Genomic DNA, 24,658 nt, shown 5'->3' with positions numbered 1-24,658 from the left:
TAGGAAAGGGCTTTAGTAAAAATGATTATTACGAATAAATGATTTATTAAGTTTTTAGAAAGCAGAAGTCGGCCATTACAGTTTCGCAACAACTAAGACTTGCGCTAGGAAAGGAATTAAAAAAAACATTAGGGGTAAAGTTTCCCTATTATTTATAAAACAGAATATATACTCTGGAAAAGCAGGGATATGCTTTTCTCGCATTCCATAGACAAGTCCAAGTGGGAGAATTACAGGATGACATCGAAAAATTATTTAGAATATGTTTTTCCACAAATCCAAAAGGAGGAAAACAGGCCCATTCTCTTTATTGATCCCGGCGAGGAGGAGATCTTCAGCATGAACCTAAATATGAATTTAAATGCCGAGATAAAGAATAGGTATCCCTTTGGAGATGATTTTGGTAACCTTGTATTATTGTCACCAGGAATGAACTCGCAGTATAGCAATAAGCCTTACCCAGAAAAGCGGGCGCAGTTTATTTCAAAGCCATATGTGGATTCACTTAAATCAGATTTAATTTTTAAGCATGAGGGCTGGGCTTGGAAAAAAGCAGTTGCGCACAGGAATGAAATTATTCATTTATTCCAGCAATCACTGACTTAGCGTTTGCTGGATTGCGCTCCTGGACTTGGTATTTCCCATGGAGAGACCAGCCATTATTTGTCAGTCCAACTTTGTTTTGTGCGTGTAAAAACACTATTCTGAATTGCAAGAATTAGAATCCGGCATTTAATGATGCACCAGCTCTAACGTTTTGATCCGGAACTTCAGCAACTTTACGGTTTCCCGTAAAAACTTATAAATATTTCCTCCTAATTTAGTCGAGCTAACTTGATCAGAAGGCTTTGAAGCATGACTTTTGCAGTCTGTAAAAAACAAAATGACTTTTTTATGCTACAAAATTAAATGAAAATTGCACAAGATAAATTTATCGCCTATATTTAAAGGCTCATTATATCTAAATAAATCACTCCTCTATGCTGCTCTTAATAGCTCTCTTAATAGCTGTTGCTGTCTTATATGGTCTTTACCATGGCAAACCACTGGATTTTGATATCAAGATTTTTGGCTACCTGGATAGTTATGACTATACCGGTCCGGATGGAAAGGATACTTCAGCATATAAATTCTGGAATACCACCAAAGATTATATTCCGGTCACAGGGCATGTAATTTTTACTTCACCTCACTACTTTTTGAATGCTAATTCCCCGGTCACAGTCAATATTTCCCATCTGGATCTGCCTCCAGGTTTTGACGTATTTTTAACGGAAAGCCGAAACAGCAATAGGGAGTTTTCAAATTCATATCCGATGCTACTGGATGCGAAAGGTGGTGAATTTAATTTCCTGATCGGCATACGCCAGAACGATATTCAGGTGAAAATCCTGAAGCCAGTTTTTTTTGAACTTTCAATCGAGTTATTCGTCCAGCATTCATATCCGTTAAAATCGCTCATTCGGAAGGAAATCAAATATCGCTTTCATATCGGTCCTGATTTAGGAGACATCTGGGTGGGTTTAGATCCAGGTACAAGCGGCTCATGTATGGCCATCGGGTCTGCTATTGATGACATTATGATCGCAGCCGACAGCAATGGTGAGGAAATTATTGCATCCAGATTAGCTTTCGACAAAAACCAGAACTTTTCTTCATCCCATCCGACAGGAGTTTTTAACCTTCACGGGACAAATGCCTTTTCTCTGCGAAACGATAATAATTATCAGTCCTTCACTTCTTTTAAAAAACTTTTAGGCTTCAACGATGCAAAGCAGATCCAGTTTAAAAATGGACAAGTACTATCACTCAAAGGTGTCCAGTTGGCTACGCTTCTTGTAAAAGGTTTATTTGAAGATCTCGATTACTTTACAAAGAAGACTGCAAACAGCTCCAAAACATGGTTTTCTGCAGGGGATAAAAAATCTAAAAGAGCAGTTGTCGCGATACCGAATAATTTTACTTCCCTGAAAACAAAGGAAATGATCAGCTGCATAACCGAACTCAATAAATTCTCTGAGGTTAGATATGTTTATGAAGCAGAAGCTGTATTATTTTATTATTTGTCCAACTACAAGAGACTCAACAATACTGCCCAGACTTTTAATAAGGAAAATATTTTGGTTTTCGACATGGGGGGCGCAACAATTAATGTAACGCTGGTCAATGCGCACAAAAATAAGGATCAGAAATACCAGATCGATCTGCTCTCCAAGATTGGCTACGGTATTGGAGGCGATACCATCGATTATTGCCTAATTAGGTTTATTCTAAGCAGAACTGTAGAATTTCCGGAGATGGGTAAAATAAAGCTGGATGTAGATAAGAATGCCCTGGCAGATTTGGCCCTCAAAATCAAAAAAGAAATCTTTGCACATTACCCGTCCAAAGACTTTCTGATTTCATTTTTTAACCTGCAGAAGTATATTAATGAATCCCTCAACCTCAATATCGTGGTGAATGAGGATTCAAAGATTTATCAATTTTTTAAACGCGGGACCAACGGTCGTTTCAAACTATTTGACGATGAGATTTTCCTGCAGTATTTGTACAGCAATGTGGAGGATGCAGTCTGCGAGGTACTAAGGGTTTCGCAGGTCGCGCACATCGATAAGATTGTGTTTTCGGGAAGAAGCACATTTTTTCCGCTGATCAGAGAAACTGTAGATGCCCAGATGAAAAAAAGGGGACTCACCGCTTACACCGCCATTATTTTTTCCTTTGAAGAGTCAAAATCCGCAGTGGCTCAGGGAGCCTGCTGGTATGGGATAAACAAAAATGCCGTTATTCTGAATAATTTCAGGACTAATGCAGGCTTTGGATTCAAAAAAACCATGGGAGATAAAACTGATATCAAATTTTATGAAGTGCTCAAAATGGGTTCAACCTATCAGGATACGCTCGAAGAGAAGGGGCAGGTGAAAATAGAGGACGATTTCGGTTTCGATGGTAACAAAGTGAATTTTTACCAGGTAATGGGACAGAATTTTCAGGAAATATTTGCCAATGACCAGAAACATAAGTTCAGTAAAATTTCCAGTATTTCCATACCTATGAAAACCGCTGCTGTCGGGGTGAAAGTAAATCCAGAAGACGATGAAGTTATCTGTGTGGTTCAACTTGTCAATAATGACAAAATTGAACAAAAAACACAGATTGCCGACCAGGAAATCGGTGCGGAAAATCTGGAGCACTATACATGGATACTAAACTAAATTAATATGCAGGCAATTTTTTTTTTAATCCTCTTAATTCTTCTTCCAGGTGCTTGCTTTGCTCAGATCCCGTATATCGAATTTACGCGAGATAAAACAATCGGCGACAATTCCTTCATAAAAGGTGAAATATATGAATCAACAGCAGGGGGCAAATCTTTTCTCTACAAGGGGGATACAGTTGAGGTAAGCAGCTCGGTCAGGACCTTATCGGACAAACCGGAAAGTTACGAATCTGTTAAATACACAATTGCTGCAGGGTTTAAACCAAATTGGATGATATTTAAACGTGCAGCTTTGAAAGACAAAACAGAAATTAAAATCATCACCAATGATAATCATGTTATTCTATGGAGCAGTAGTGAAAGCGTAAAAACAATAAAGTCAAATGAGCTCGGGTCAAATTTCAGAATCATCATTCCCCGGACAGTCACCCTTATCTATGATCGCTCGGAAATTGCGCGAAATAAAGAAGAAACTAGCAGGAAGACAGCAAGCAAACACTCGGATTTAAACACACAAAATACTACTATGCAATCAACACCAGTTATCGGCTACTTAATATTGATTCTGATAATCGCTATTTTATTTACGCTCCTCTACCTGATAAAGTCAACTTGGCAAAGTAAAAGAGGTTTTGGTAAGTTAACTGAAACCGTTCTTGAAATTCAAAGCAGGTATTCAGCACTGCCTGCAATTGACTTCAGGCCTGGTATCGAAGATCAAAAAAACCGTGTTGATACCCTTCAGGCCGAAATCGAAGTGCTAAAAATAAAATCGGGGCAGCTCGCAACCCAGGAACAAAAACTTATACAGCAGTATCAGACCTTAGAGCAGGAAAACACTAAAATTAAATCAGCGCTTTCGCTGGCTGATCAGATCAATAAAGAGTATAACGATAAAGTTATTTTTCTTGGATTTATGAACGAGTACGCCATCAAGTTGCTCGCTTACATCCGTTTCGGAGCGGAATTGTTAGCTCAGATATCCGGCGATTATGCTAAAGGAAGCGAACAGGCCGGGCAGGATATTGTCGGCGATATCATTCTGCGATATTACAGACGCGCACCTGCAAATCTCTCTTACTGGCATGGTGTAATCGCTCAAATAGCAGAAAATGGGACCTGCTCAGACAGAAAGGTCATCAGAGCTTTAAGCCAGCAGGAGACCGAAGAACAGAAGTTAACAGAATTCAAAAAATTAATAATTTCGGAATTCCTGGAGAATTTTAGTAGTGCGATTCTTTTGCTGACGGAAGAACTTCGTTCCATTCAGAGTTTCTCTGAAACCGAGAGTCACTATCTTGCTCAAATCTCCACCCTGTTTGCCGGACACCAGACCAGTTTGCTAGAAAGATTTGAAACCGTTGGGTTAAGTGACTTTTATGTCCCTTTATTCGTAAATTACAAAGACTATGCCTCTAGGGTATCATCAGTAAATGCGGAGCCTACTCTACTCAACAGGTCCGGAAAAATCTTCGAAAAAGATTCAATCATCGAGGTGGTGTCCTATGGATTCTCCAGTATATTGAGAAAAAGTGAAACAAAGGTGATAATTGCCAGCTGATGGATGCCCTTTTATATAGTTTATCAGATTACTGGTCAAACGCAAAATTTTCCGAAATTTTGTTTTGGGTATTTCCTTTTTCTACATTTCTGGGAATCTATGTCCTGACGCTAATTTTATGTAAACTATTCCCGGTTTCCAGTCCGGTTCTCACCGTTTTCTCTATTTATAGAGCATGGATCATAGCCTCCATGTGTGCATCTCTGATTATTGTAAGCCTGATAAGCGTGTGGTGGGCTATAAACTTTTTTTCCAGCAACCCATGGCAAATGTCTTTGTTGCTGTCCCTGATTTTATCACTGAGCTCCGCCGCAATTGCTCTTCTTAGCCTGAAAACCCGGTTTAAAAAAAATAGAAGCAATGAAATTCTGGAGATTCCGGCGACCCTCGGTAAGCGTGAAGCCAATTTTCTTTATGTAGGGAAGCGTTTTCGAAAACTTAAAATTTACTGGCTTTTACCTTTATCAGGTTTTTTATTTTTGCTGGCGGGGTTAACAAAAGGCCAGAACCTAATCTCTATTATATATGATAACTCGGCCAGCATGGTTCAGACTAATGCTCAAAGTGCTTTGGCAGAAACTTTTGCCAAATTAGATGTCCGCAATCAGATTACTCTGACCACTCTTGAGGGGCTGGATGCCCCAGATGATCCCCAGGCAAAGACTTCAGTTACCCAGCTTATAAATATGACCGACCCCTCGGCGTTGAAGGCTGGAAAAGTAATGTTTTTTGAAAATCCGAGAGCGGCAGAAGAAGGACTTGCTCAGATTTCGAATGCATGCATGGGATCCCCAATTCTGGAGAGTGTATGGAAGACTTTTTTGTACACCAGTAAGGACCGGGAAACTTTTGATAATAAAATAATGATTGTCATCACTGATGGCCTGGATAATATGGATGAGAAGCTCTTAACAGGGCCTTTTGTTTTTGAATTCGAAGAATTTCAGAATGCCTACCCACCAGACAAGCTTTTTGTAATAAATTATGGACAGGAGGGGCAGAGCAATCTGATCAAAAAATTTGAACTGGCTGGATGTGAGGTTACTGTTGCTGGGAATAATAAACAAAACTATCTCGAAGCGCTGGACAATGCGTTGGGTTCATTCAAAAGTGATTTGAATATTCTGTACTGGACACTTTTGACGGTTCTTATTTTTTCAGTAGCTGGTATAATGATAAATCCCCCAAATAAAATGTAAATGAAAATAAAATTCTACTTTTTTCTGCTTCTTATCTTTGGATATTTTAGCATTCGCGCACAGGACCATGTTTTTGTGCTGGTCGACGTCTCTTCATCGAGAAAAAGCGACCCGATAAAATTTGAGGCCCAAAGGCAGGTTATGGGGCTTCTGACAGCTCAGTATAACCAGAACGGGTGGACGGCCACGGTACTTACAGACAGGAAAATTTCCGATTTGGTCAGCGGGCAGGGTCAGTCTATTGTCGGAAATCAGTCCTGGATGTCCGTAATTCCTTTTGGAGCGAAGAACCGTTATCAGAATTATAAAATTCAACGGCTGGGAACCAACCCACAGGATTTTCAGACTTTCTTTGGGAGCAATTTTCCCAGGAAATTCGGCGACAATTATACCTATATTCAGATTGCCGAAGCCTTCACCGCTTCACTGGCGAAGACATATAATATAGATGAGTATTATATGTTTGTTATCACCGATGCCCTGGGTGATCAAGATGATACCGATAGCAGAAACGACTACACTGACTTTGAGCAGGAACTTCTTCTTCAGTGGAATAACAGTGCATCCTCAATTGTTAAAAATATAGGCACGCTGAGTAAATCCAAGTACTATATACAGATGAGACGGGTAACCAATGTGCAAAATTCTCAGATTCCGACAACTACTGCCCCCAGCCCGGTTACTTCTGCTATACCTCCTGTAAACCAGCAGTCGGTAATTAAAATCTTATCACCTTCGAAAAGTACAGTCTCTCAGCCCGTGCAGCAGAAAGGTGAGAACATAAATGTGAGCTGGTCCTGCAACAACTGTCCATCCGGTGCCAAATTCAATGTGATTCTCTCAGGGTATGGAGGATCGAAATTCAGAGAACCAAAAAAAGACCTGACTGGCACGAATACCTCATTTAAAAAACCCACAGGGGGCAAATATAAAATTATTATCTCTGCAGCCAACTTTCAGGCACAGTCAGATCTCACCTTTATTGAAGTCTCACCTGGTGGCAGCGGGATCCTTTTCCTTGCCGCTATTATCATCCTTGGCATTGTGGGGTACTTCTTCTGGGATAAATCTAGAAGAAAGAAAGTAAATACGCCTGAGAGTGAAAAAAGTGATGATATTTTTTCGAAATCAAGCGATTCCAGTCAAACTAATTCTAACAGCAACTCAACTTATTTTTAATTATGGAAAATATATTATTTGGGATAAACTATGTGTCTGCCCAGGAAACACTTATCAAAACATTACTTTTTTTAGGTATGGTTTCCATTCTGATTTACCTGATTTTCTTTCTATTAACCAAATTGATGAACATCGAGGATGTTAACAGAAAAGAGATTCAGCTAAGACTGATATTTTTATGGTCTGTTTTTGCCGTTTTTATCCTGTTCAACGTCTATCTTTTCTTTCTTTTTTATCAGAACGGTCACGAGGAATTTCAATGGGAGTCACCCGTTTTTTACCTTGGCATTTTGTCCCATATCATCATCTACCTCATCTTCCCGGTTATATTTTTCATTCAAAGAGGCACTCTAAATAATCTAATTAACGGAAATTCAATCAACTAACATGGCTGCACCAACTATTATAATCGGTATAGGCACCAGTGGCCTCATTACACTGGAAAATGCACAAAGATTCTATTACGAAACCTATAAGGTCAATAAGCCTAAAAATGTAGAGTTTTTATATATAGAAACCAATTCAGAAAATCATCCTGCAGGAACTCCTTTGGGGAATGATATTACCAGGGTGTTCATTAGCCTTGATGACATGGCAGAAATGATTGAGGAATTAAAGCGCTCGAGCAATGATCCTAAATGGATGCCGGATTCAAAAACTGTCCTCAGTGCCGGTCTTGGAGCAGGCGGGATCAGGTCGTGTGGAAGGCTGGCACTTTGGGGAAGCAACAAAAAAGGAGATAATTTTACCCAGGTCATCATCGCAATTCAGAATGCGCACAAGAAAGTAAAAAATGTCAACAGCGGTTCTGCTACAGACCCTTCAGATCAAAGCCAGAGTGAAAAAACTTCCGTATTTATAACTGGAAGTTTAACAGGAGGTACAGGCTCCGGCGTGTTTATAGACGTAGGCTATCTGATCCGCCATATAATAGAAGGAATTCTCGATGTTTACGGTCTATTCCTGTTGCCTAAGCAACCCGTAACCCTCAAGGGTTATGAAGTGATGTACGGGAACGCATATGGCGCGATAAAAGACCTTGACTTTTACAATAAATTTGATAATGTATATGCTGAAACCTGGCCTAACGGTTTTGTGAAAAACTATCAGGAGCCTCCATTTGTTTTCTCACAGTTTCTTAGCCAGGATTATCAGGACGGTACACCTGCAATCGGAAGTCTGGACGGGTTGTATAAGATGGCTGGCCTGTATCTCTTTCTTAACATAGCCGGAATCTACAAAAAACGCCGCGAAAGACTTGTCGATGCCTCAGGAAATAGTTTGATCGGCAGCTATGGGACATTCGGTCTATCTGCAATCCAGTTTCCCAAAGACCAGATAGAAGAGTATATCGCATCCGAGCTGAGTATGGACTTGCTGGGAATGATGACCAACAGTGCGAAATACATGCGTTCGGGTCAGAAAAATCAAATTTCAAGGGCAACTATCAAGCAAAATATGTCGGTGGAATTTGATAAGATTCTGGCAAACGGATTTGGTGCCCTGAATTCGGTCGAGGGCAAAGACCTTGTCGTAAGTATCGAAAAAAATGCAATAAAGATCAACAAAGGACAAATTCAGGGCAGCCCGACGGAGTACATTATCGGGATGTTTACAAGCTCCAAAAATGACAATTATTACGCCATGGTCAGCAATAACATAAAAGCGGCCATTAATGTCTTTATTGATGGGATATATACACAAGTAGATTTAAGCCTTCAGAGTACAGAAAACTTTTATTTTGCGAAATATGTGCTTGAGGATTTGGTGGAATGTATCGAGAAGACGCTAAATTACTGGCAGTCAATGGGCCTGTCCTCTCAGACCCAGAAATGGGATAACGAATTGCGGAAACTGGCTGTGAATGCTACAGAAAATACCTATAAAATTGTTCTTGAACAGGACAATGTGCTCAAAGACCGGCTGAAAAATATACTTGAGCTGATGAAGGTTCATTTAACGGTTAAAGTCCTCAAAGATATCTCCCTTCACATTAAGGAAGGGAAAATTAAACTTGAGGGAACCAATCACGAACTTCCAAAACTATCCACTTTTGATGAAATCATCCGCAAAATCAATGTCCTGATCGGCAACGGAGATGATCTGGTTCTAAATGTAAGAAGTTTCAAACGGAGAATGGGAGAAATAAAGGCTGATGTCGAGGATCAGACGTTGCCCATCCTAAGGGTATATCCGTCAAATTCTTTCGATATGGAATGTGAAAATGCCAAACTCAATTATTATCAGAAGCATTCCGGCCGGGGGCACTCCATTCAGGATGTGATCCAGCATAGGAATATATTGGTTTACTTCAAAAATAAACTCAATACAGGTTTTTATAAGGATGTTTACCTTGAATTCCTTAATGAATATCGCAGCAAAATTGAATCTTCACACTGCATAGAGGATTTTGATATCGCTTCTTTTGTAAGCAATAATGTGCAGGTGAGCATAGCAACCGCAAAAAGATCAACAAGCCCGTTTCTGAAAATCAACAAAATATTGCCACCCATTCCTTCCATTCCAAGGTTCGTGATTGGCGATAGCCTGGGGGAAGTGACAAGCGTAATCAATTCATTCAATAATCAGAATTACACGGATTTTCAGGATTCAACAGACGGGAAAATGGAGCTTATCAAACTCAAGAACATTGTTGTCTTTTACGATGAAAAAGGAAACTTCACCTTGACAAAGGACCTCTCTTACATTGATCTGATGAAAAATTGTTATGAAACTGTCCCACCAAATTTAGCAGATGAAAATGTTACGGTGCAAAGATGGACCGCAAATAGAAGTGCTTATTCAACAAAATCTTAAATTATGCTATTTGGAATATCTCCGGCCCTTCAGGAAAAGGCCATTCTAATAATAAAAAAGAAAATCAGAACCGTTACCACAACATTTACAATATTTCTGATATTGCCGCTGCTGGTTTATCTTTTATTTCTGTTTAACCTCGTGCCTGAAAAGGCCATAGTACCCGATGAAATCAGGGCTCCTGTGGCCGTAATCCATTCGGCAGCAGGATCGGGTACGGCCTTCCTGATCTCCCCGACAATCATGCTGACCTCGAAAGAGGTAGTCAACGGACTGAAAGTCGGCGATCAGGTTGATATATCATTTGATAACGCTCCCAACCGGCCAAAGGTTTCCGGCAGAATTAAATACCTGTCAAACCAAACTGACAGGATATCTAAAACAGGCTCCAGTCCAGATGCTTCAGCAAGCGATGTAGCCGTTATAGAGATTGATCCTATTTCTGAAATAGAACCGTTGGTGCTAGGTGTTTCAGATCTGTTACAGCCAGCTGACGAGGTGTTTATTTTGGGTTTCCCGGGCGGGCAATATTCCCTCACCAAGGGTATGATTAACAATACCAGTTATCATGGTAAAAGCTTATTCAAAATAGACGCCGTTTCGAATTCAGGCAATAATGGCGGCCCTTGCATTTTAAGGCAGGATAATACCGTAATCGGAATCTCCGTCGGTGGAGGCGATGCCCAGGCAGAAGATACAGTCATAAAAATCAATGATGTGAAACTGCTTCTCCAGAATGCTAACATCAATTTTTAATTAGTTAACCATTTAACGCTCATGCATATCAAATCAATTTTAACCATTTGTTTTGTTTTTTTTAATATAATGGCCTTTGCCCAATCTTCGTGGGTTAATAAAGGACCAATTTATGAGAGGGGAGGATTAACGATTTTTGTGGAATACAGGCTCTCAGAAACCGCATGTGATGGTAATGGAACACCATCCTTGATCCGATACAGGGCAATTGGGAAACACAGTTTTTCTGACATTTTTTTAAACTGGTCAATGGATTATTATGACTGTGCTAATGAGCTGGTTTCAAAATCATTTCACCTGAAAATTACCCCTGCAGTAGTGTCGGGGATAATACCCAACGAAACCTTATTTTTCAAAGGGAACAAAGTGGCCAGTTACAAATACGGAATCAAAGAAAATACGAAACTCGTTTCCAACCCGGTGGTAAAGAATACATATCCCAATTCGCTTGAAGCACGCTCTATAAATGGCCGGTTACAGATAAATGCTGGAGAATCGACGACTTTGTCCGTATATGGCGGAACACTTGGCGAGGGCGCTAACTGGAAATGGTACGCTGACGCCTGCGGTACAAATATGGTGGGGTCAGGGAAGTCTCTTACGATTGCTCCCAGTAAATCAACAACTTATTTCGTGCGGGCTGAAGGAAAGAACATTACCGATTGTGTGTCCGCATCGGTGGATGTAAAAGAAAGTAATATCTCAGCCGGAGGTATACTGGGAAAGGAGGTTATCTGTAGAGGCGAGGGAAACGTCAGGCTTCAGGTCTCTGGCGGAAAGCTTCTTGAAGGCGCCAAGTGGTGCTGGTATAAAGATGCCTGTGGGCAGGGAAATAAAATTGGTGAAGGACAGAGCATTGAAGTGAATCCTCAGATCTCGACTGTGTTTTATGTAAGAGCTGAAGGAGCAGGCCAGCCCTCCAACTGCCAGAACTTTAAAGTAACTGTACTGGAACCTACCGTCAATGCACAGGGTATTAGCGGTCCTAGGGAGGTTTTACAAGGCCAGTACTTCAGCCTGGAAATAAATGGAGGGATACTGGGAACAAATGCACAATGGACCTGGTATGCGGATGAAAACGGTCAAAAGAATGTGATCGGAAAAGGAAGGTCTATCACCGGCTTACTGGCAAACCAGTCGGTTACTTATTATGCTAATGCAGAGGGTGGATGTGGTAACAGCCCTTATTTATATAAATTTATCAGGGTTAAGGCCATTAAGCAACCAAAAATAGCGCAAATTAAACCCATTCTTTCCCGGCCAGCTTCTGGGGCTTTGTTTATTTTTAACGCGGGGGTTACCACAAATGATGTAAATAATACCGGGCAATTTTCAAATTTTATGGGGACAGTTGGATATGGAAGAAATTTCGGTGGCTATCTCAGAATCAAATTTTCTACTGATCAGACGAAATCTTCTTATGCCTCAACTGGTAACAGTTTAACTGATTTTAATTCACCCGGCTATTACCTCTTTAATGGTCAGACAAAAAATAAAAGGGCAGGTTACACGGCAGGAATATTCTTTGGCGGGAAGGTAGCTTCTGTTTATCTCGGTGGCGGATATGGAACCCGGGAGCTGTTGTGGGGAGTAGACTTAAAGTCTTATCAGGATCCGTTGAACTCCAGCCCGATCTGGTCAACAAATGTTCCTTCATCTTTCCAGGGGGCTGAAGCTGAAGCCGGTGTTTTGATCCGTCTTGGCTTTTTCAATCTGATGGGAGGGATTAGTTCAATTAATTTTAAATATAATGATATCCACGCGGGTATCGGTTTTAATATTCGGTAATGAAAATAAAATCTATCTTAACTAATATAATTCTTATTTGCATGACTGTTATCAGCGGTTGCACAAAGGACCCGATACCCGATTCCGGCACTGGAAATCAGATTTCCATGAAAAATCAGGCTTTAGCCGGGATAAGCCAGAATAATGCTTTTTTTACAGCTGAGGTAATTTCCAGTCAGAATATCAGCATGTTTTCACTCGGCGTTTGCTGGAGCACCACTCCGGGGCCGACAACGGCGAATTCAAAATCGGCAACCATAGGATCCTCTCCGAGATTTTCGGTCAATCTGACCGGACTTTCCGCAAGTACACGTTATTATGCCAGAGGATACGTGATTACGAACTATGAAACTATATACAGTAATGAACTACAGTTTACAACCCTTAATGTTGCTCCTTCTTCAATAACGACAAACAGTGTCTCGGGCATTACAGTAAACAGCGCAGTTAGCGGCGGTAACGTTTTAACTTCCGGAGGAGGGACCGTTACCCAAAGGGGTATCTGCTGGAATACCCTCGGCTCGCCAACCACATCAAATTCAAGAACCACTGACGCCTCCGGAGTGGGTCCTTTTACAAGCTCACTAACAGGTCTTTTGCCCTCCACTACCTATTATGTCAGAGCTTATGCAGTGAATCAGAATGGCACTTCCTACGGAAATCAAATCCAGTTTACGACCAGTTCCGTTACGCCGCCGACGATTTCCACATCTTCAGTTTCCAATATTACCCGGACAAGCGCTTCTTCCGGAGGGAATCTTATTGCTTACGGCAGCGGAACCGCCAGTTCAAAAGGCATTTGCTGGAACACTCTCAGTTCCCCGACTATATCAGATAGCAGAACGCTTGAATCTGTATTTTTGGGCGCTTACAGCAGTAATATGTCAGGGCTTAGAGCAAATACCACTTATTATGTAAGAGCTTATGTGGTTACCAATTACGGAATTTACTATGGAACAGTCCAACAGTTTAAAACAAGTCTCTGATTAATATATTGTAATGTTTAAACTTCCATTACATTTTGTTACTAGTGAGGGACTTGCCTTTGAATAACTGCCACCGGCTTCGGTTTCATAATAATATCTATAAGTATTCACCAGCAGGTCGGCATCGTTGTTTTGCAGCGTCAGACGGCCAGTCGGGATCTGGAAGTCCAGCCATTCTCCCCAGCGCTTTGTTTGGGGAGAATAAATACTCAGATGCAAGGTCGCCTCGCCAACGCTGTTGTTCACTGCTATATTTCCGACCTGCGTTTCACAGTTCTCAGTCACCTCTTCCGTAGGTAATGCCTTAGCAACTCCGTTTGGTACCGCTACTTTGGATATTTTGGTTTTTTGATGAACTTCAGGTAAGGAAATTTTATCCAGTGTATCAGTTGATGATGCAGCGTTACTTTTAGTGGCAGCCGGCGATTTCGGGTTTTGCGAGAATTTATAAATTAGGAATGACACCGTTATGATCAAAAGGCCTGCAATAAAAATCGATCCGTTGACTGCTTTTTTGGCTTCGGGCTTATAGCGGTAAATAGGATTAAGGTAATCAGCCTTGAATTCTGCGGAATAGCTTTTATATCCCGGTCTGGAAATTTTGAGCCTGTGGGCAGTTCCTGAGCTCGTGTTAAAGGTCAGTTCTCTTCCGAAAAATTTTTTACCATCAAGGTAAATTGCAGTATCCAGATTGTCTGTCAGGCTTATCTGTGCGGTGAAATTGCCCTGAAAATTCGGATCCCGCTTTAAACTCAAGGCGAGCTCACCATCATTCTGAGGGGCAACGTGGTTATTGTGGTACTGCAGAAAACCAGGTTTGGTTATCCTGATACTGAGCTGGGCGCCTGCATTGCAATGTTCAGTACAGGTTGTCAGCCCCATAAACTCGTTATTGATATAAATGCGGGATTCCGGTTCGCTGGTGATATTGAGAACTATTTTTTTATCAAAAGACACGGTTGAGAAATTATTTTAGATTTTAAACATTAATATTTTTCAAATTGCAAAATACAATTATTTAAAGACATGTAGAAGCTCATCTTCCTTAGAATTCAAAAAAAAATATCGCTTGCTTCTCTCATCTCTGCATTATTGATTAATCTAATATTTTCAGTTAATCCATGTCTTGCACAGGAAAAGTTCGTTATCGTTGATTTCCTAGAACCTCAAAGATTTTGGTAAATCCAAAACCGACGCCGAGATTAGTTTTGTGGCAGAAACAGTCAGGCCATATGATTTGATTGCCATTCAGGAAGTTGTTGCCGGATATGGGGGGCAGGCTGTGGCGAGGCTTGCCGATGAATTGAACAGAACTGGCCAAAAGTGGGATTATTCTTTCATTGAGGTGCCTCAGGCAGCTCTTCATACAAAAATGGGCGCTATGCATTTATTTGGAAGACAGCGAAAATTACCCCGATAGAACGTTCCCATAGTCGGTTTTCTGATGTTGTGTGTCATCGTGCTATATATATGCCCAAAATATTATTCGGTCACATTTAGGGAATCGATAAGGTTATCCTTAAAGCCAAAGTTGAAATTCAGCTTTACCGGACTTCCCGGAAAGGTGCCCGAAACATTTGCTGTCAGTACACCGCTTGCCCCGGTCTGCTCATACTTGAGTGGTTCCAGCTCAGATTTGTACGCATCCATTGCATGCTGGATCCATTGATGAATTTCTTGTTTGCCATTATGGGTTTTCCCCTCGTCATGAACGGTGGCAGATTCGGTGAAACAATCCGCGAAAGCCTTGCTATCGTAATTGTGCTGCGTTTCTATGAAACGCGATACTACTTGTGGTAATTCCATGATGATATGTTTAAGTGGTTAAATAGTTGGTACCGTTCCGCCATCGATGACGAAGTTTGTGCCTGTTAGGTAACTGGCTCTTGGCGAGACCAGAAAGCCGACCAATTCGGCCACTTCCTCTGGTTGGGCCGGCCTGCCGAAAGGTATTCCTCCCAATGCATCCATAACACTTTGCTGAGCCTGTTCTATAGTGCTATTGGAATTTCTGGCAATCTCACCCAGCCAGGCTTCCGATGCTGTAGTATTTATCCATCCTGGCGAAACGGTTAGCACACGTACACCTTTTGGCGTAACCTCATTTGATAAACTTTTACTGTAATTGATCAGTGCTGCTTTTGAAGCAGCATAGGGCAATGTGGAATCGTATAGCGGCAATTTGCCTTGGATGGAAGCGATGTGAATGATAACACCATCTTTACGATCGATCATCTGTGGTAAAAATCCCTTGTCAAGTCTCACTGGCGCAAGTAGATTAGCTTGCAAGGTCGATATCCAATCTTCATTACTCAATGCTGAAAATCCACCGGCTGGTGTTGTTGAACTGCCAAGGTTGTTTACCAGGATATCCAGCCTGCCATAGGTTGACAGTACCTCGCTGATTACTTTTTCCGCATCTTCTGATCTGCTCAGGTCGGCAGAAACAAAATAAAGTTCCGGATCTGGTTGTTCGGCTTTGTTCCTCGCCGTAATGATCACTGTTGCACCAGCGGCTTTTAAACGTTCTGCAATTGCTTTGCCGGCACCTTTGGTGCCACCTGTTACAAGGGCGATCTTTCCGGAAAGTTCATTGCTGTAATTGATTTGCTGTGTCATAATTTTAATTGTTATTTTTGACTAAATGGCTTTTGTTTTTGTTTACAATACAAATCTAGGGACTGTGAATGCTTAGAAACATGGCCAGATACGGCCGAAATATGTTCAGATTTCCTTCCCATATTGATATCGTATTTCAGGTGGTATAATAAATTATTGTTATCTATGTCAACCTGCAGCAAACAGGAAAAATGCCTGGGTTATAGGCTTATTGGTAATCATGAAAAATAAGAAAAAACGTATTGAGGAACTGACGGTTGATTTTCTAAAGTCCCGGCTGGATATCAATACCAAATTTAAGGGCCTGTACGTTTTTGATACCGATTCGCAGGAAATGGATACATCCTTTATGTCGCCATATCGTGCCGATCATAATTCGATTCACCTGATCACTGATGGAGAGGTGAATGTAAAGATCAATCTGCTGGAATACACGCTAAGAAAAAATGATCTTGTATTGTTTACCACCAATACTATCCGTCACTTTGGTACGGTTACCCCAGATTGTAAAGCGACCAATCTACTATTCTCAAATGACTACTTATTAAACTCAGCCATCCCGTCGAAGACCGCAGAGGCTTATGATTACCTGACTGGTATCATTAGCCCGGTGTCCAGGCTCAGCGAAGATCAGGTCGACTTGTTCAAGGCTCAACTCTCCGTACTGGCGCTAAAGATGAAGGACACACGAGCGAATAGGTTTTATGCGGAGGATATTTTGCGACACCTTTTTTCAGCACTTATTTTAGAGGTTGGTGCATTGTATCAATCAGAAGTCCAGCCATACGTAGTACCTGGCAGCCGGAAGGAATATGTGGTTCATCAATTCCTTAAGCTTGTTATGAAGAAATTTAAAGAGGAAAGAAGTGTACAGGCTTATGCTGATATGCTAAATATCACCCCAAAATACCTGACTACTGCTACACGTGGGCTTACGGGTAAAACCGCAGGAGAACTAATCGATGAAATGCTCATTGTCGAGGCAAAGGTATTATTAAATGAGTCAGGGTTGCCGATCGCACATATCGCTGAATCATTGAACTTCAGTGACCAGTTCGTATTCAGTAAATTTTTTAAGAAACATTGTGGCCAAAATCCAAGCAGCTATCGTCGTACTGCCTGAGCATAATCAATAGGTCAGATGGACGATGGGCACAAAAATTTATTGGGAGGGTTCAAGAATTATCTTTAACTACAGCCCTACCTGGGATGGTGTACGGTAAAATCGTGAAATAAATTACTCTTGCACTTGTACTTAGGGTTTTTTGGGTGCGATTTTAACCCATTCTTAAATAAATTTTTTCTCTCCAAATCCTCAATTAGCGATTTAAATGTTCAATTATTCCTGCTAATTGGTACTTCACCGGAGCTCAGGTTTTTTAAATCTTGACTCCGGTTTTTTTATTTCCTATTGATTTGCGTTTTGATAAAATGATTATTAAGAATCATTAATTTATTAAATTTTGAAAGCACAAGTCAGCCACAACAGCTCCCTAACCGCTAAGACTTGCGCCAGGAAAGGTGATGTTGTTTCTCAGCTCCTTTCTTTTCTCTTTTAGCTGTTTAAGATTATGGATTGCCACGTCTCAACGTAATCATTTTTTAAATTAATTTTGCTCAGTTACCAACCCCTTACCCCTCCTAAAACAGGAGGGGAGTAGGAACTGCCGCGGCATGATTAGTTCCTGTTATTAATTGCGTTTATATTTGAACCCTTTGGGCTATACATTTTACAAGATAAAATAGCGTTACTCTTTATTATAAGGATGTGCTGAGTAAAGGTTAGTTTCTGGTAATAAGATTTATAGTTCGAATCTTTTGTTGTATTATCTTACTAGGTAAATCAGCTCCCCTCCTTATTGCAAGGAGGGGCTGGGGGTGGTTTTTTGAAATATGTTCTAATCGCCTCGCACATCAATTCTTCTGATTCAAAAACTTCAGCATTCTCAAATCTGATTACATGTATTATCTTATTAGGTAAATCAGCTCCCCTCCTTATTGCAAGGAGGGGCTGGGGGTGGTTTTTTGAAATATGTTTTAATCGCCTCGCATATCAATTCTTCTGATTCAAAAACTTCAGCATTCTCAAATCTGATTACCCTAATTCCTTTACTGTTTAAAAAATCAGTTCGTTCTTTATCGTATATTTCTGCTGAATAATCATCATGACTACTGCCATCAACTTCAATAGCTAATTTTTCTGATGGACAGTAAAAATCTAAAATATAATTTCCAACACTGTGCTGGCGTCTGAATTTTTTGCCATCAAGTCTAGAATTTTGCAGGTACATCCACATGGTAGCCTCAGCAGGAGTGAGGTTGTTTCTCAGCTCCTTTCTTTTCTCTTTTAGCTGTTTAAGATTATGGATTGCCACGTCTCAATGTAATCATTTTTTAAATTAATTTTGCTCAGTTACCACCCCCTTGCCCCTCCTGAATCAGGAGGGGAGTAGGAACTGCCGGGGCAAGATTAGTTTCTGTTAATTGCGTTTGCATTTTGAACCCTTTGGCTATACATTTTACAAGATGAAATAGCGCTACTCTTTATTATAAGGATGTGCTGAATAAAAGTTAGTTTCTGGTAATAAGATTTGTAGTTCGAATCTTTTGCCGGATACTTAACTAGAGATCAAGTAACCCTCAGTACCTATTCAGGATAAGCTAAATGTTTATGGAGAAAACAAAGCAGACTTTTTATTAGTTTAGCGTTATTAAAATCAAATCTCCGCAGATATCTTAACAACTGCTATTTATCTGATGGCACAGACTTTATGAAAGAGCTTCTCAAACAAAATATCTCCAGTCACATATCCATTTCAGAAGATGAAAGAGATCTGTTCTGCGACCTCTTTGAGCATAAACTGATCAAAAAAAAGAGTTTTCTACTTGCAGCGGGTGAAATCTGCAAATTTGAAGGATTTGTGGTGAAAGGACTTTTTCGTGTATATCACTTAGATAAAAATGGTTTTGAAAATGTACTGTATTTCGCCATGGAGAATTGGTGGATCACCGATATTGATAGTTTTACCAATGAGAAACCTTCCCAGCTTTATATAGAAGCACTTGAAGATAGCGAAGTACAGCTCATTTCTAAAAAGGACAAGGAATTTGCCTATACCAATCTTCCTAAAATAGAAAAACTATTCAGGATCATGACCCAAAAAACCCATGTTGCTTTGCAAAGGAGGATGATCGATAATCTAAGCAAGACTGCCGACCAGCGCTACCTGGATTTTATTGAGAAATATCCTCAGTTATTGCAACGACTGACCAATCTTCAGATTGCTGCATATTTGGGCATCAGCCATGAATTTTTGAGCAAAATCAGAAAGAAAATAGTCAATGCCAGTTAGGTGCCGCTATTTATTCGAAGAGCATACCTTGAGACTTGCCTCGGGGATAAAAGCGGAGAGTTTTCATAAAACAAAAAATTAAACGCTGTTCCACTGATACCTCAGGACTCAATGCCGTTATTTAAGCCATTGGCACAGGTGAAAATAATTTAAACCACAGATAAAAAGGATGTACACAGCTATAAAAATCCGTGTTTATCTGTGTGCATCTGTGGTTAACCTTAAATAATAACATTGCCCGGGGTTATTTATTGAACTTGTTCAATCTTTTTGACTTGTTAAGGAGCGCATCTTTGTATCATCAATTAAACAAAGGTATGAAATCAATTATCACAACATTATTCTTAACAATTTTAATCTCATCCAATATGGAAGCAAATGCACAAAGTTTCAAAACTGTTGAAACCCCTAATTTAAAACTGGAAGTTTATAACGCATCAGAAAATGCTTTTGGTGTGGCATCGGTAATCGTTTCTGGCAAAACAGATGCCGTGTTGATCGACGCACAGTTTACCCTGGCAGATGCCGAAAAGGTAGCTTCGGAAATCAAAAAGTCTGGAAAGAAATTAACCGTTATTTATGTTTCCCACGCCGATCCGGATTACTATTTCGGACTGGAAGTATTTAAAAAATATTTCCCGGAAGTTACTGCTTATGCATCACCTGCAACAGTGGAGGCGATCAAAGCCACTTCGCAAAAAAAACTGGACGTTTGGGGCGAGCGGTTGGGTAAAGCCATTACCTCTAATGTGGTACTACCTCAGGTTTTAAAAGGAAATAACATTGACTTAGAGGGGCAGAAACTTGAAATATTTGGATTGGATGAATTTCCAACCAAAACTTTCGTTTGGGTTCCTTCCATCAAGGCTGTAATAGGTGGTATTAATGTTTTTGGAACTACTTTTAACCTTTGGATGGCCGATGCGCAGACAGCAGATGCCCGCAAAAACTGGATTACTGTTTTAGATAAAATCGAAGCTTTACATCCTTCAATCGTTATTCCTGCACATGCCAACAATGCAAGCCCATTTGACGTTAGTGCAGTAAAACATACCAAAAGCTATATTCAGTTCTACGAAGAAGCATTAAAAACCAACAAAACTTCTGAAGAATTGATCAAAGCGATTAAGGCAAAATATCCGGCGCTTACTTTTGAAACTGCATTGCAAATTGGTGCTAAAGTAAATACAGGCGAAATGAAATGGTAAAACTTAAAATTATATTCAGCCTGATGGTGCTTTTTGCAGCGTCAGGCTGTTTATCAAATCAAAAGAAAATGACAAATCTTGAAATTGTAAAAAGTACTTATGAAGGTAAAACTTCGGAAGAAAATGGTAAAAATCTTGCTAAATATGTAGCGGATGATATCTCTTGGACCGAAGCTAAGGGTTTTCCCTATGCAGGCACCTACATCGGACTGGCAGAAGTAACCAAAAACGTTTTTAGCAGATTAGGAAGTGAATGGATCGATTATAAATTCACGCCCGAAGATTATGTAGGCAGCGAAGACAAAATAGTAGCTTATGGAACTTATACCGGAACTTACAAAATTACTGGTAAGCCATTTAAAGCAAGAGTAGCCCACGTTTGGAAACTGAAGAACGGAAAAATAATCAGTTTCGAGCAGTTTGTAGATAGCCAGTCTGTAAACGATGCAATGAAATAAGCTCAAAGTAATGGGCATTGTTCAATTATTCCTGCTCATGCTTAGTTGGTAAAGGGCAAATAGCAAATTAGTTTAGAACAACTTAGTTATTGTTGTAACTGAAGCTTATAGTTAAGCTATACGAAGCCTATAAAATTGGAATGAATATTAATTACGGATAGCAATTAACCTTTGGGTTAGGGCTGTTAATCATTTAATGTTGGCTGATGTCTTTAAACTGCCATAACACATTGATGATTTTCCAGCTTCCATTTAGTTTGACGATGTGCAGGTAGTCTATCCATTGATCAGCAATTAATTTTACAGATGCAGTCCGTTCTGAAACATCCAGCAATTTTACTTCTTTCTTTGGGGAAGGCGGAAATTTATCATTGTTTTTATTATAGCTTTCGGCCAGCAAAACCATAGATTCTGTGCTTGTCTCCTGGATATAGTCTTTTCCTGTTGGCTTATCTTTCCAAAATGTTCTCTTTACCATTCTTGGATGCAAGGCACCTTCCATTTGTGCTGGGTTTGGTTTGTGCTGTGATTCGATATAATCGAGGGCTGTTTGCCTTATTTCTATGCTGTCTTGCCTGGTTTGCGAAAAGATAGCGTTACTTAATAAAATAAGCGCAATGGTAAATAAGAGGGATTTTAGAGTCATTTTATTTTGGATTTTTGTTTAACAAACGGTTTTCGTCAGTTCTGGACCTGTTGGTCAGCATTCATCTTTAAATTTAATTTGTTGCAGTTGGTTGCAATACTGCAGGAAGAATATATTTTTCCAAAATCTGATCTGCCTGTTGATGGGCAAAAGAAGTTCCATATGCCGATGCGTTAACCACTACCACTAGCCCAATCTGTTTAATGATGTAGATTTTATTGCCACCATTTCCGGAGCTGTACCAGACTTCCAGATTTTTACCATCGATTTTAATGGTCTTGTTCCAGAAAAGGTACCCGTAAAAGCCCGGCCTATCCGCAGGAAGGGTTTGCAAATGGCGGAACGACTTATTTATCCACGATTTGGGAACCATTTGTTTACCGTTCCAAACACCGGCATTGCAGTAAAGTTGCCCGAACTTCGCAAAATCTAATGCTTTTAGGCGTAATCCTCCACCGGTGAATGGTTTGCCCATTGGCGTACGTGCCCATTCGAGCGAGTCGATCCCCAGCGGATCAAATAATTTCTTTTTCGCATAAGGCTCCAAACCACCTGGTATCACTTTATCTATGATATCTCCGAGAAGCATCGTGCCAACGGTGAAATAAGACCATTGTTTACCATTCTGCTTGTTTACTGCCATGGGCAGATCCAGCGCAAATTTAACGTAATCGGCAGTAGGATACATATTCTCTTCATTGCCGGGAGATTCCATCACTTCGTCATTTCCATCAAAAGCAGCGCTCATTGTTAACAGATCAACAAGTTTTACACTATCCTTTTTCGCAGATGGATGTGCGAATTGCTTTAAATTGTAAAACTCACCCAATTTCTGCTGCTCGGATTTAAGATACCCGTCTCTAATGGCCAAACCAAGTAAAGTTCCCGTAAAAGACTTGCCAACGGAGCGTGCATCGTGGAGGCTCGTTCTGGAAGATCCGTTAAAATACTCTTCCAAGAATAAGGACCCTTTTTTAATCACAACAATTGAATTGATCTTTTTGTAAGACTGATCGAGTATTTTGGTATTGAGCTGTTCAATCAGCTCCTGATTATATTTTCCCGCATGTAATGGCCAACCACTTCCCGGCTTAATCGGTTGGAGCTTTATTAATTTTGCATCAATGGGGGGGAGGATTCTGGTCATGTTAATATCTGCTGCCAGCAAAATAGGAGAATAGATTCTATGGCCTGCATCGATATAGACCCTAATTTGGATGCTGAGTTTTTTTGGTGTCTGGCCAAGTAAATTTATACCCGAATTAATCATAAAACGGTCCCACATATTCAGGCTCCACAGCCCGGATCTGCTCCCGCTAATCAAGACTACCGGGAGTGGTTTTCTAACTATTTTATCCTGTAAAAGAATGGCGCCGGGATGTAAATCTTCCTTATAAACGGGTTTGCCCTCTATCAAAAAGGAAAACTGAAAATTTCCGATTTTTAAGGCAGAATCGGCGGGTAGGCCGGGTGCCAGCTTTTCGAGTTCCTCAGCAAGTGATTTTCCGGTGTTGATCTTCAGGTAGAGGTCTTGACTACTTCCAATATTATAACTGGTAATAGCGGATTCTTTTGATACAGAATCAGTTGGATTAGGCCGGTGATCGAGAAACTCCAGGTTTTTTAATTGAGCGCTTGCGGTAAAGCAAAGGCCAATAGATTCGGCAAATATGGTTAAAAATAAAAATTGCTTCATAGGAAAATATTACCCGACAAGGTTAGCTTTTTTTGATTCTAAAAAATAGTACAGAATTAACATGCAACAACTCATTCCATTTTTATTTTAAATAACGCTGATACTGATGAGGGGTAAACCGAAACTCTTCTTTGAAACACCGGATGAGATGGGTCTGGTCGTAAAAACCACATTCAAAAGCAATCTGGATGGCAGTTTTTTTTCCGGCATTGAGTTCTGCCGCCGCCCGGCAAAGTCTGATGCTTCGGATATATGCTCCAAGGTTACATCCAAAATACTTTGGAAAGTATCTGGATAGATGGACCGGGTGTATACCTATAGTACTGGACATAGATTCTAGAGAATGACTTTGATCAGGACTATCATGAAGCATTTGGGTGAGTTTATCAACCCATTCCGGAGGTTGTTTATATCTGCGATAATTCGAACTGCTGGAAAGCCTGTCTATCGCATTAAAAGCTAGCGTATGGAGGGATAGTGGTGTGGTATCATCAGGATTTTTAGTAGAAATTAAGATTTGATGGAAGAGCGATTTTACCAGGGGATTGATTACTTCAAGGCTGCCTTCGGCCATATTTTTGCCGGCAAATTCCAAAAGCCATTTAGAAGATAATTCCAGGTGCATTCCCCTGGTGTAGCCTTTTGGCTTTACATTATAATGCGGTTCCTGGCAATTATGAAAAAGTAAAGTGCCCGGAACACATTTATGGTGATCTTTTTTATTTATTTCAGAAACCTTGCCAGCGATTAGGAAAGTAAAGTAAGCATTGTCATGATAGTGCCAATCAACGAATTCGTGAGTATATTCCGTGTTGGTGATGATGAGCCCATCCAATTTGATGGTTTGATCAGTATTACCAAAAAAAATTCCCGATGTGAGCTTTTTCATGAATGATTTTAGCTTTAAGACACAAAAAACAGGCGGGAGTTACAAGTGATTTCTGTCTGCCATTTCCTAATGCCAGGAAAGTATGTCGTTCGAGAATGATCTAAACGAAAATCACCTTGACAAGTCGTCGTTTTTTTAATGAACATGCTCCTCTCCAAATCTTCAGTCACAGGCTTTATAAGCAATGAAAAGCGATTTAAATGTTCAATTATCCCTGCTGACCGGTATAATCTTACTAGGTAAATCAGCTCCCCTCCTTATTGCAAGGAGGGGCTGGGGGTGG

Annotated in this window: 22 protein-coding genes; 15 read left to right on the top strand and 7 right to left on the bottom strand. The window is 40.3% G+C overall.

The annotated features are described in order from the left end of the window. The first annotated feature begins 147 nt into the window (after window positions 1-147). From IM793_RS22930 to IM793_RS22885, 10 genes are all read left to right on the top strand, one after another. Window positions 148-606: a DUF1524 domain-containing protein gene (locus tag IM793_RS22930; protein ID WP_370629850.1), complete on the top strand. Its 459-nt coding sequence runs from the start codon at window positions 148-150 to the stop codon at window positions 604-606. A 374-nt stretch (window positions 607-980) separates the two neighbouring features. Next, window positions 981-3,215: an Hsp70 family protein gene (locus IM793_RS22925; RefSeq protein WP_193425557.1), complete on the top strand. Its 2,235-nt coding sequence runs from the start codon at window positions 981-983 to the stop codon at window positions 3,213-3,215. A gap of 6 nt (window positions 3,216-3,221) precedes the next feature. Further along, the gene (locus IM793_RS22920) at window positions 3,222-4,781 is read left to right on the top strand and encodes a hypothetical protein (protein ID WP_193425555.1); all 1,560 of its coding nucleotides are present in this window, start codon (window positions 3,222-3,224) and stop codon (window positions 4,779-4,781) included. Further along, window positions 4,781-5,980: a vWA domain-containing protein gene (locus IM793_RS22915; protein WP_193425552.1), complete on the top strand. Its 1,200-nt coding sequence runs from the start codon at window positions 4,781-4,783 to the stop codon at window positions 5,978-5,980. Before IM793_RS22920 ends, IM793_RS22915 begins: the two co-directional genes overlap by 1 nt. Further along, window positions 5,981-7,159, top strand: coding sequence for a hypothetical protein (locus IM793_RS22910; protein WP_193425550.1), 1,179 nt, complete (start codon window positions 5,981-5,983; stop codon window positions 7,157-7,159). 2 nt (window positions 7,160-7,161) lie between these two features. Next, window positions 7,162-7,545, top strand: coding sequence for a hypothetical protein (locus IM793_RS22905; RefSeq protein WP_193425548.1), 384 nt, complete (start codon window positions 7,162-7,164; stop codon window positions 7,543-7,545). A gap of 1 nt (window position 7,546) precedes the next feature. Continuing rightward, window positions 7,547-9,976, top strand: coding sequence for a tubulin-like doman-containing protein (locus IM793_RS22900; protein WP_193425546.1), 2,430 nt, complete (start codon window positions 7,547-7,549; stop codon window positions 9,974-9,976). 3 nt (window positions 9,977-9,979) lie between these two features. Further along, window positions 9,980-10,732, top strand: coding sequence for a serine protease (locus IM793_RS22895; RefSeq protein WP_193425544.1), 753 nt, complete (start codon window positions 9,980-9,982; stop codon window positions 10,730-10,732). 21 nt (window positions 10,733-10,753) lie between these two features. Continuing rightward, window positions 10,754-12,520 (top strand): hypothetical protein, encoded by a 1,767-nt coding sequence (locus IM793_RS22890; protein WP_193425542.1) that lies wholly within the window; start codon window positions 10,754-10,756, stop codon window positions 12,518-12,520. A 107-nt stretch (window positions 12,521-12,627) separates the two neighbouring features. Beyond that, window positions 12,628-13,506: a hypothetical protein gene (locus IM793_RS22885; RefSeq protein ID WP_193425540.1), complete on the top strand. Its 879-nt coding sequence runs from the start codon at window positions 12,628-12,630 to the stop codon at window positions 13,504-13,506. Here IM793_RS22885 and IM793_RS22880 read toward each other — a convergent pair whose 3' ends face one another. Further along, window positions 13,507-14,463, bottom strand: coding sequence for a hypothetical protein (locus tag IM793_RS22880; protein WP_193425538.1), 957 nt, complete (start codon window positions 14,461-14,463; stop codon window positions 13,507-13,509). A gap of 253 nt (window positions 14,464-14,716) precedes the next feature. Here IM793_RS22880 and IM793_RS22875 point away from each other — a divergent pair, with 253 nt between their 5' ends. Continuing rightward, a complete protein-coding gene (locus tag IM793_RS22875; RefSeq protein WP_193425536.1) occupies window positions 14,717-14,926 on the top strand; it encodes a hypothetical protein in 210 nt (69 codons plus the stop codon). Between the two features lie 62 nt (window positions 14,927-14,988). On the opposite strand, the gene IM793_RS22870 is transcribed toward IM793_RS22875, so the two are convergent. Then, window positions 14,989-15,312 (bottom strand): nuclear transport factor 2 family protein, encoded by a 324-nt coding sequence (locus IM793_RS22870; protein ID WP_132395243.1) that lies wholly within the window; start codon window positions 15,310-15,312, stop codon window positions 14,989-14,991. Between the two features lie 18 nt (window positions 15,313-15,330). After that, a complete protein-coding gene (locus IM793_RS22865; protein WP_193425534.1) occupies window positions 15,331-16,125 on the bottom strand; it encodes an SDR family oxidoreductase in 795 nt (264 codons plus the stop codon). Between the two features lie 220 nt (window positions 16,126-16,345). Here IM793_RS22865 and IM793_RS22860 point away from each other — a divergent pair, with 220 nt between their 5' ends. Continuing rightward, a complete protein-coding gene (locus IM793_RS22860) occupies window positions 16,346-17,248 on the top strand; it encodes an AraC family transcriptional regulator (protein ID WP_193425532.1) in 903 nt (300 codons plus the stop codon). An 859-nt stretch (window positions 17,249-18,107) separates the two neighbouring features. On the opposite strand, the gene IM793_RS22855 is transcribed toward IM793_RS22860, so the two are convergent. Then, window positions 18,108-18,500: a DUF559 domain-containing protein gene (locus IM793_RS22855; RefSeq protein ID WP_193425530.1), complete on the bottom strand. Its 393-nt coding sequence runs from the start codon at window positions 18,498-18,500 to the stop codon at window positions 18,108-18,110. A 396-nt stretch (window positions 18,501-18,896) separates the two neighbouring features. Between IM793_RS22855 and IM793_RS22850 the strand changes: the two genes are divergently transcribed. The 3 genes from IM793_RS22850 to IM793_RS22840 all read left to right on the top strand — a co-directional run bounded on the left by IM793_RS22850 (window position 18,897) and on the right by IM793_RS22840 (window position 21,144). Beyond that, the gene (locus IM793_RS22850) at window positions 18,897-19,478 is read left to right on the top strand and encodes a Crp/Fnr family transcriptional regulator (RefSeq protein ID WP_193425528.1); all 582 of its coding nucleotides are present in this window, start codon (window positions 18,897-18,899) and stop codon (window positions 19,476-19,478) included. Between the two features lie 317 nt (window positions 19,479-19,795). Continuing rightward, window positions 19,796-20,686, top strand: coding sequence for an MBL fold metallo-hydrolase (locus IM793_RS22845; RefSeq protein WP_193425526.1), 891 nt, complete (start codon window positions 19,796-19,798; stop codon window positions 20,684-20,686). Window positions 20,687-20,754: 68 nt separating this feature from the next. After that, window positions 20,755-21,144, top strand: coding sequence for a nuclear transport factor 2 family protein (locus IM793_RS22840; RefSeq protein ID WP_193425524.1), 390 nt, complete (start codon window positions 20,755-20,757; stop codon window positions 21,142-21,144). A gap of 193 nt (window positions 21,145-21,337) precedes the next feature. Here IM793_RS22840 and IM793_RS22835 read toward each other — a convergent pair whose 3' ends face one another. The 3 genes from IM793_RS22835 to IM793_RS22825 form a co-directional block, all read right to left on the bottom strand. After that, window positions 21,338-21,790 (bottom strand): nuclear transport factor 2 family protein, encoded by a 453-nt coding sequence (locus IM793_RS22835; protein WP_193425523.1) that lies wholly within the window; start codon window positions 21,788-21,790, stop codon window positions 21,338-21,340. 73 nt (window positions 21,791-21,863) lie between these two features. Then, complete coding sequence (locus IM793_RS22830) at window positions 21,864-23,486, bottom strand: serine hydrolase (protein ID WP_193425522.1); 1,623 nt, start codon at window positions 23,484-23,486, stop codon at window positions 21,864-21,866. Between the two features lie 82 nt (window positions 23,487-23,568). Next, window positions 23,569-24,375, bottom strand: a complete 807-nt coding sequence (locus IM793_RS22825; protein ID WP_193425521.1) for a helix-turn-helix transcriptional regulator — start codon at window positions 24,373-24,375, stop codon at window positions 23,569-23,571. Window positions 24,376-24,658: the final 283 nt, after the last annotated feature.

The sequence above is a fragment of the Pedobacter sp. MR2016-19 genome, assembly GCF_014947265.1.
In the GTDB taxonomy this organism is placed as follows: Bacteria; Bacteroidota; Bacteroidia; order Sphingobacteriales; family Sphingobacteriaceae; genus Pedobacter.
The sequence above is the reverse complement of the archived record's forward strand: the minus strand, read 5'-3'. Positions and strand labels throughout refer to the sequence as shown.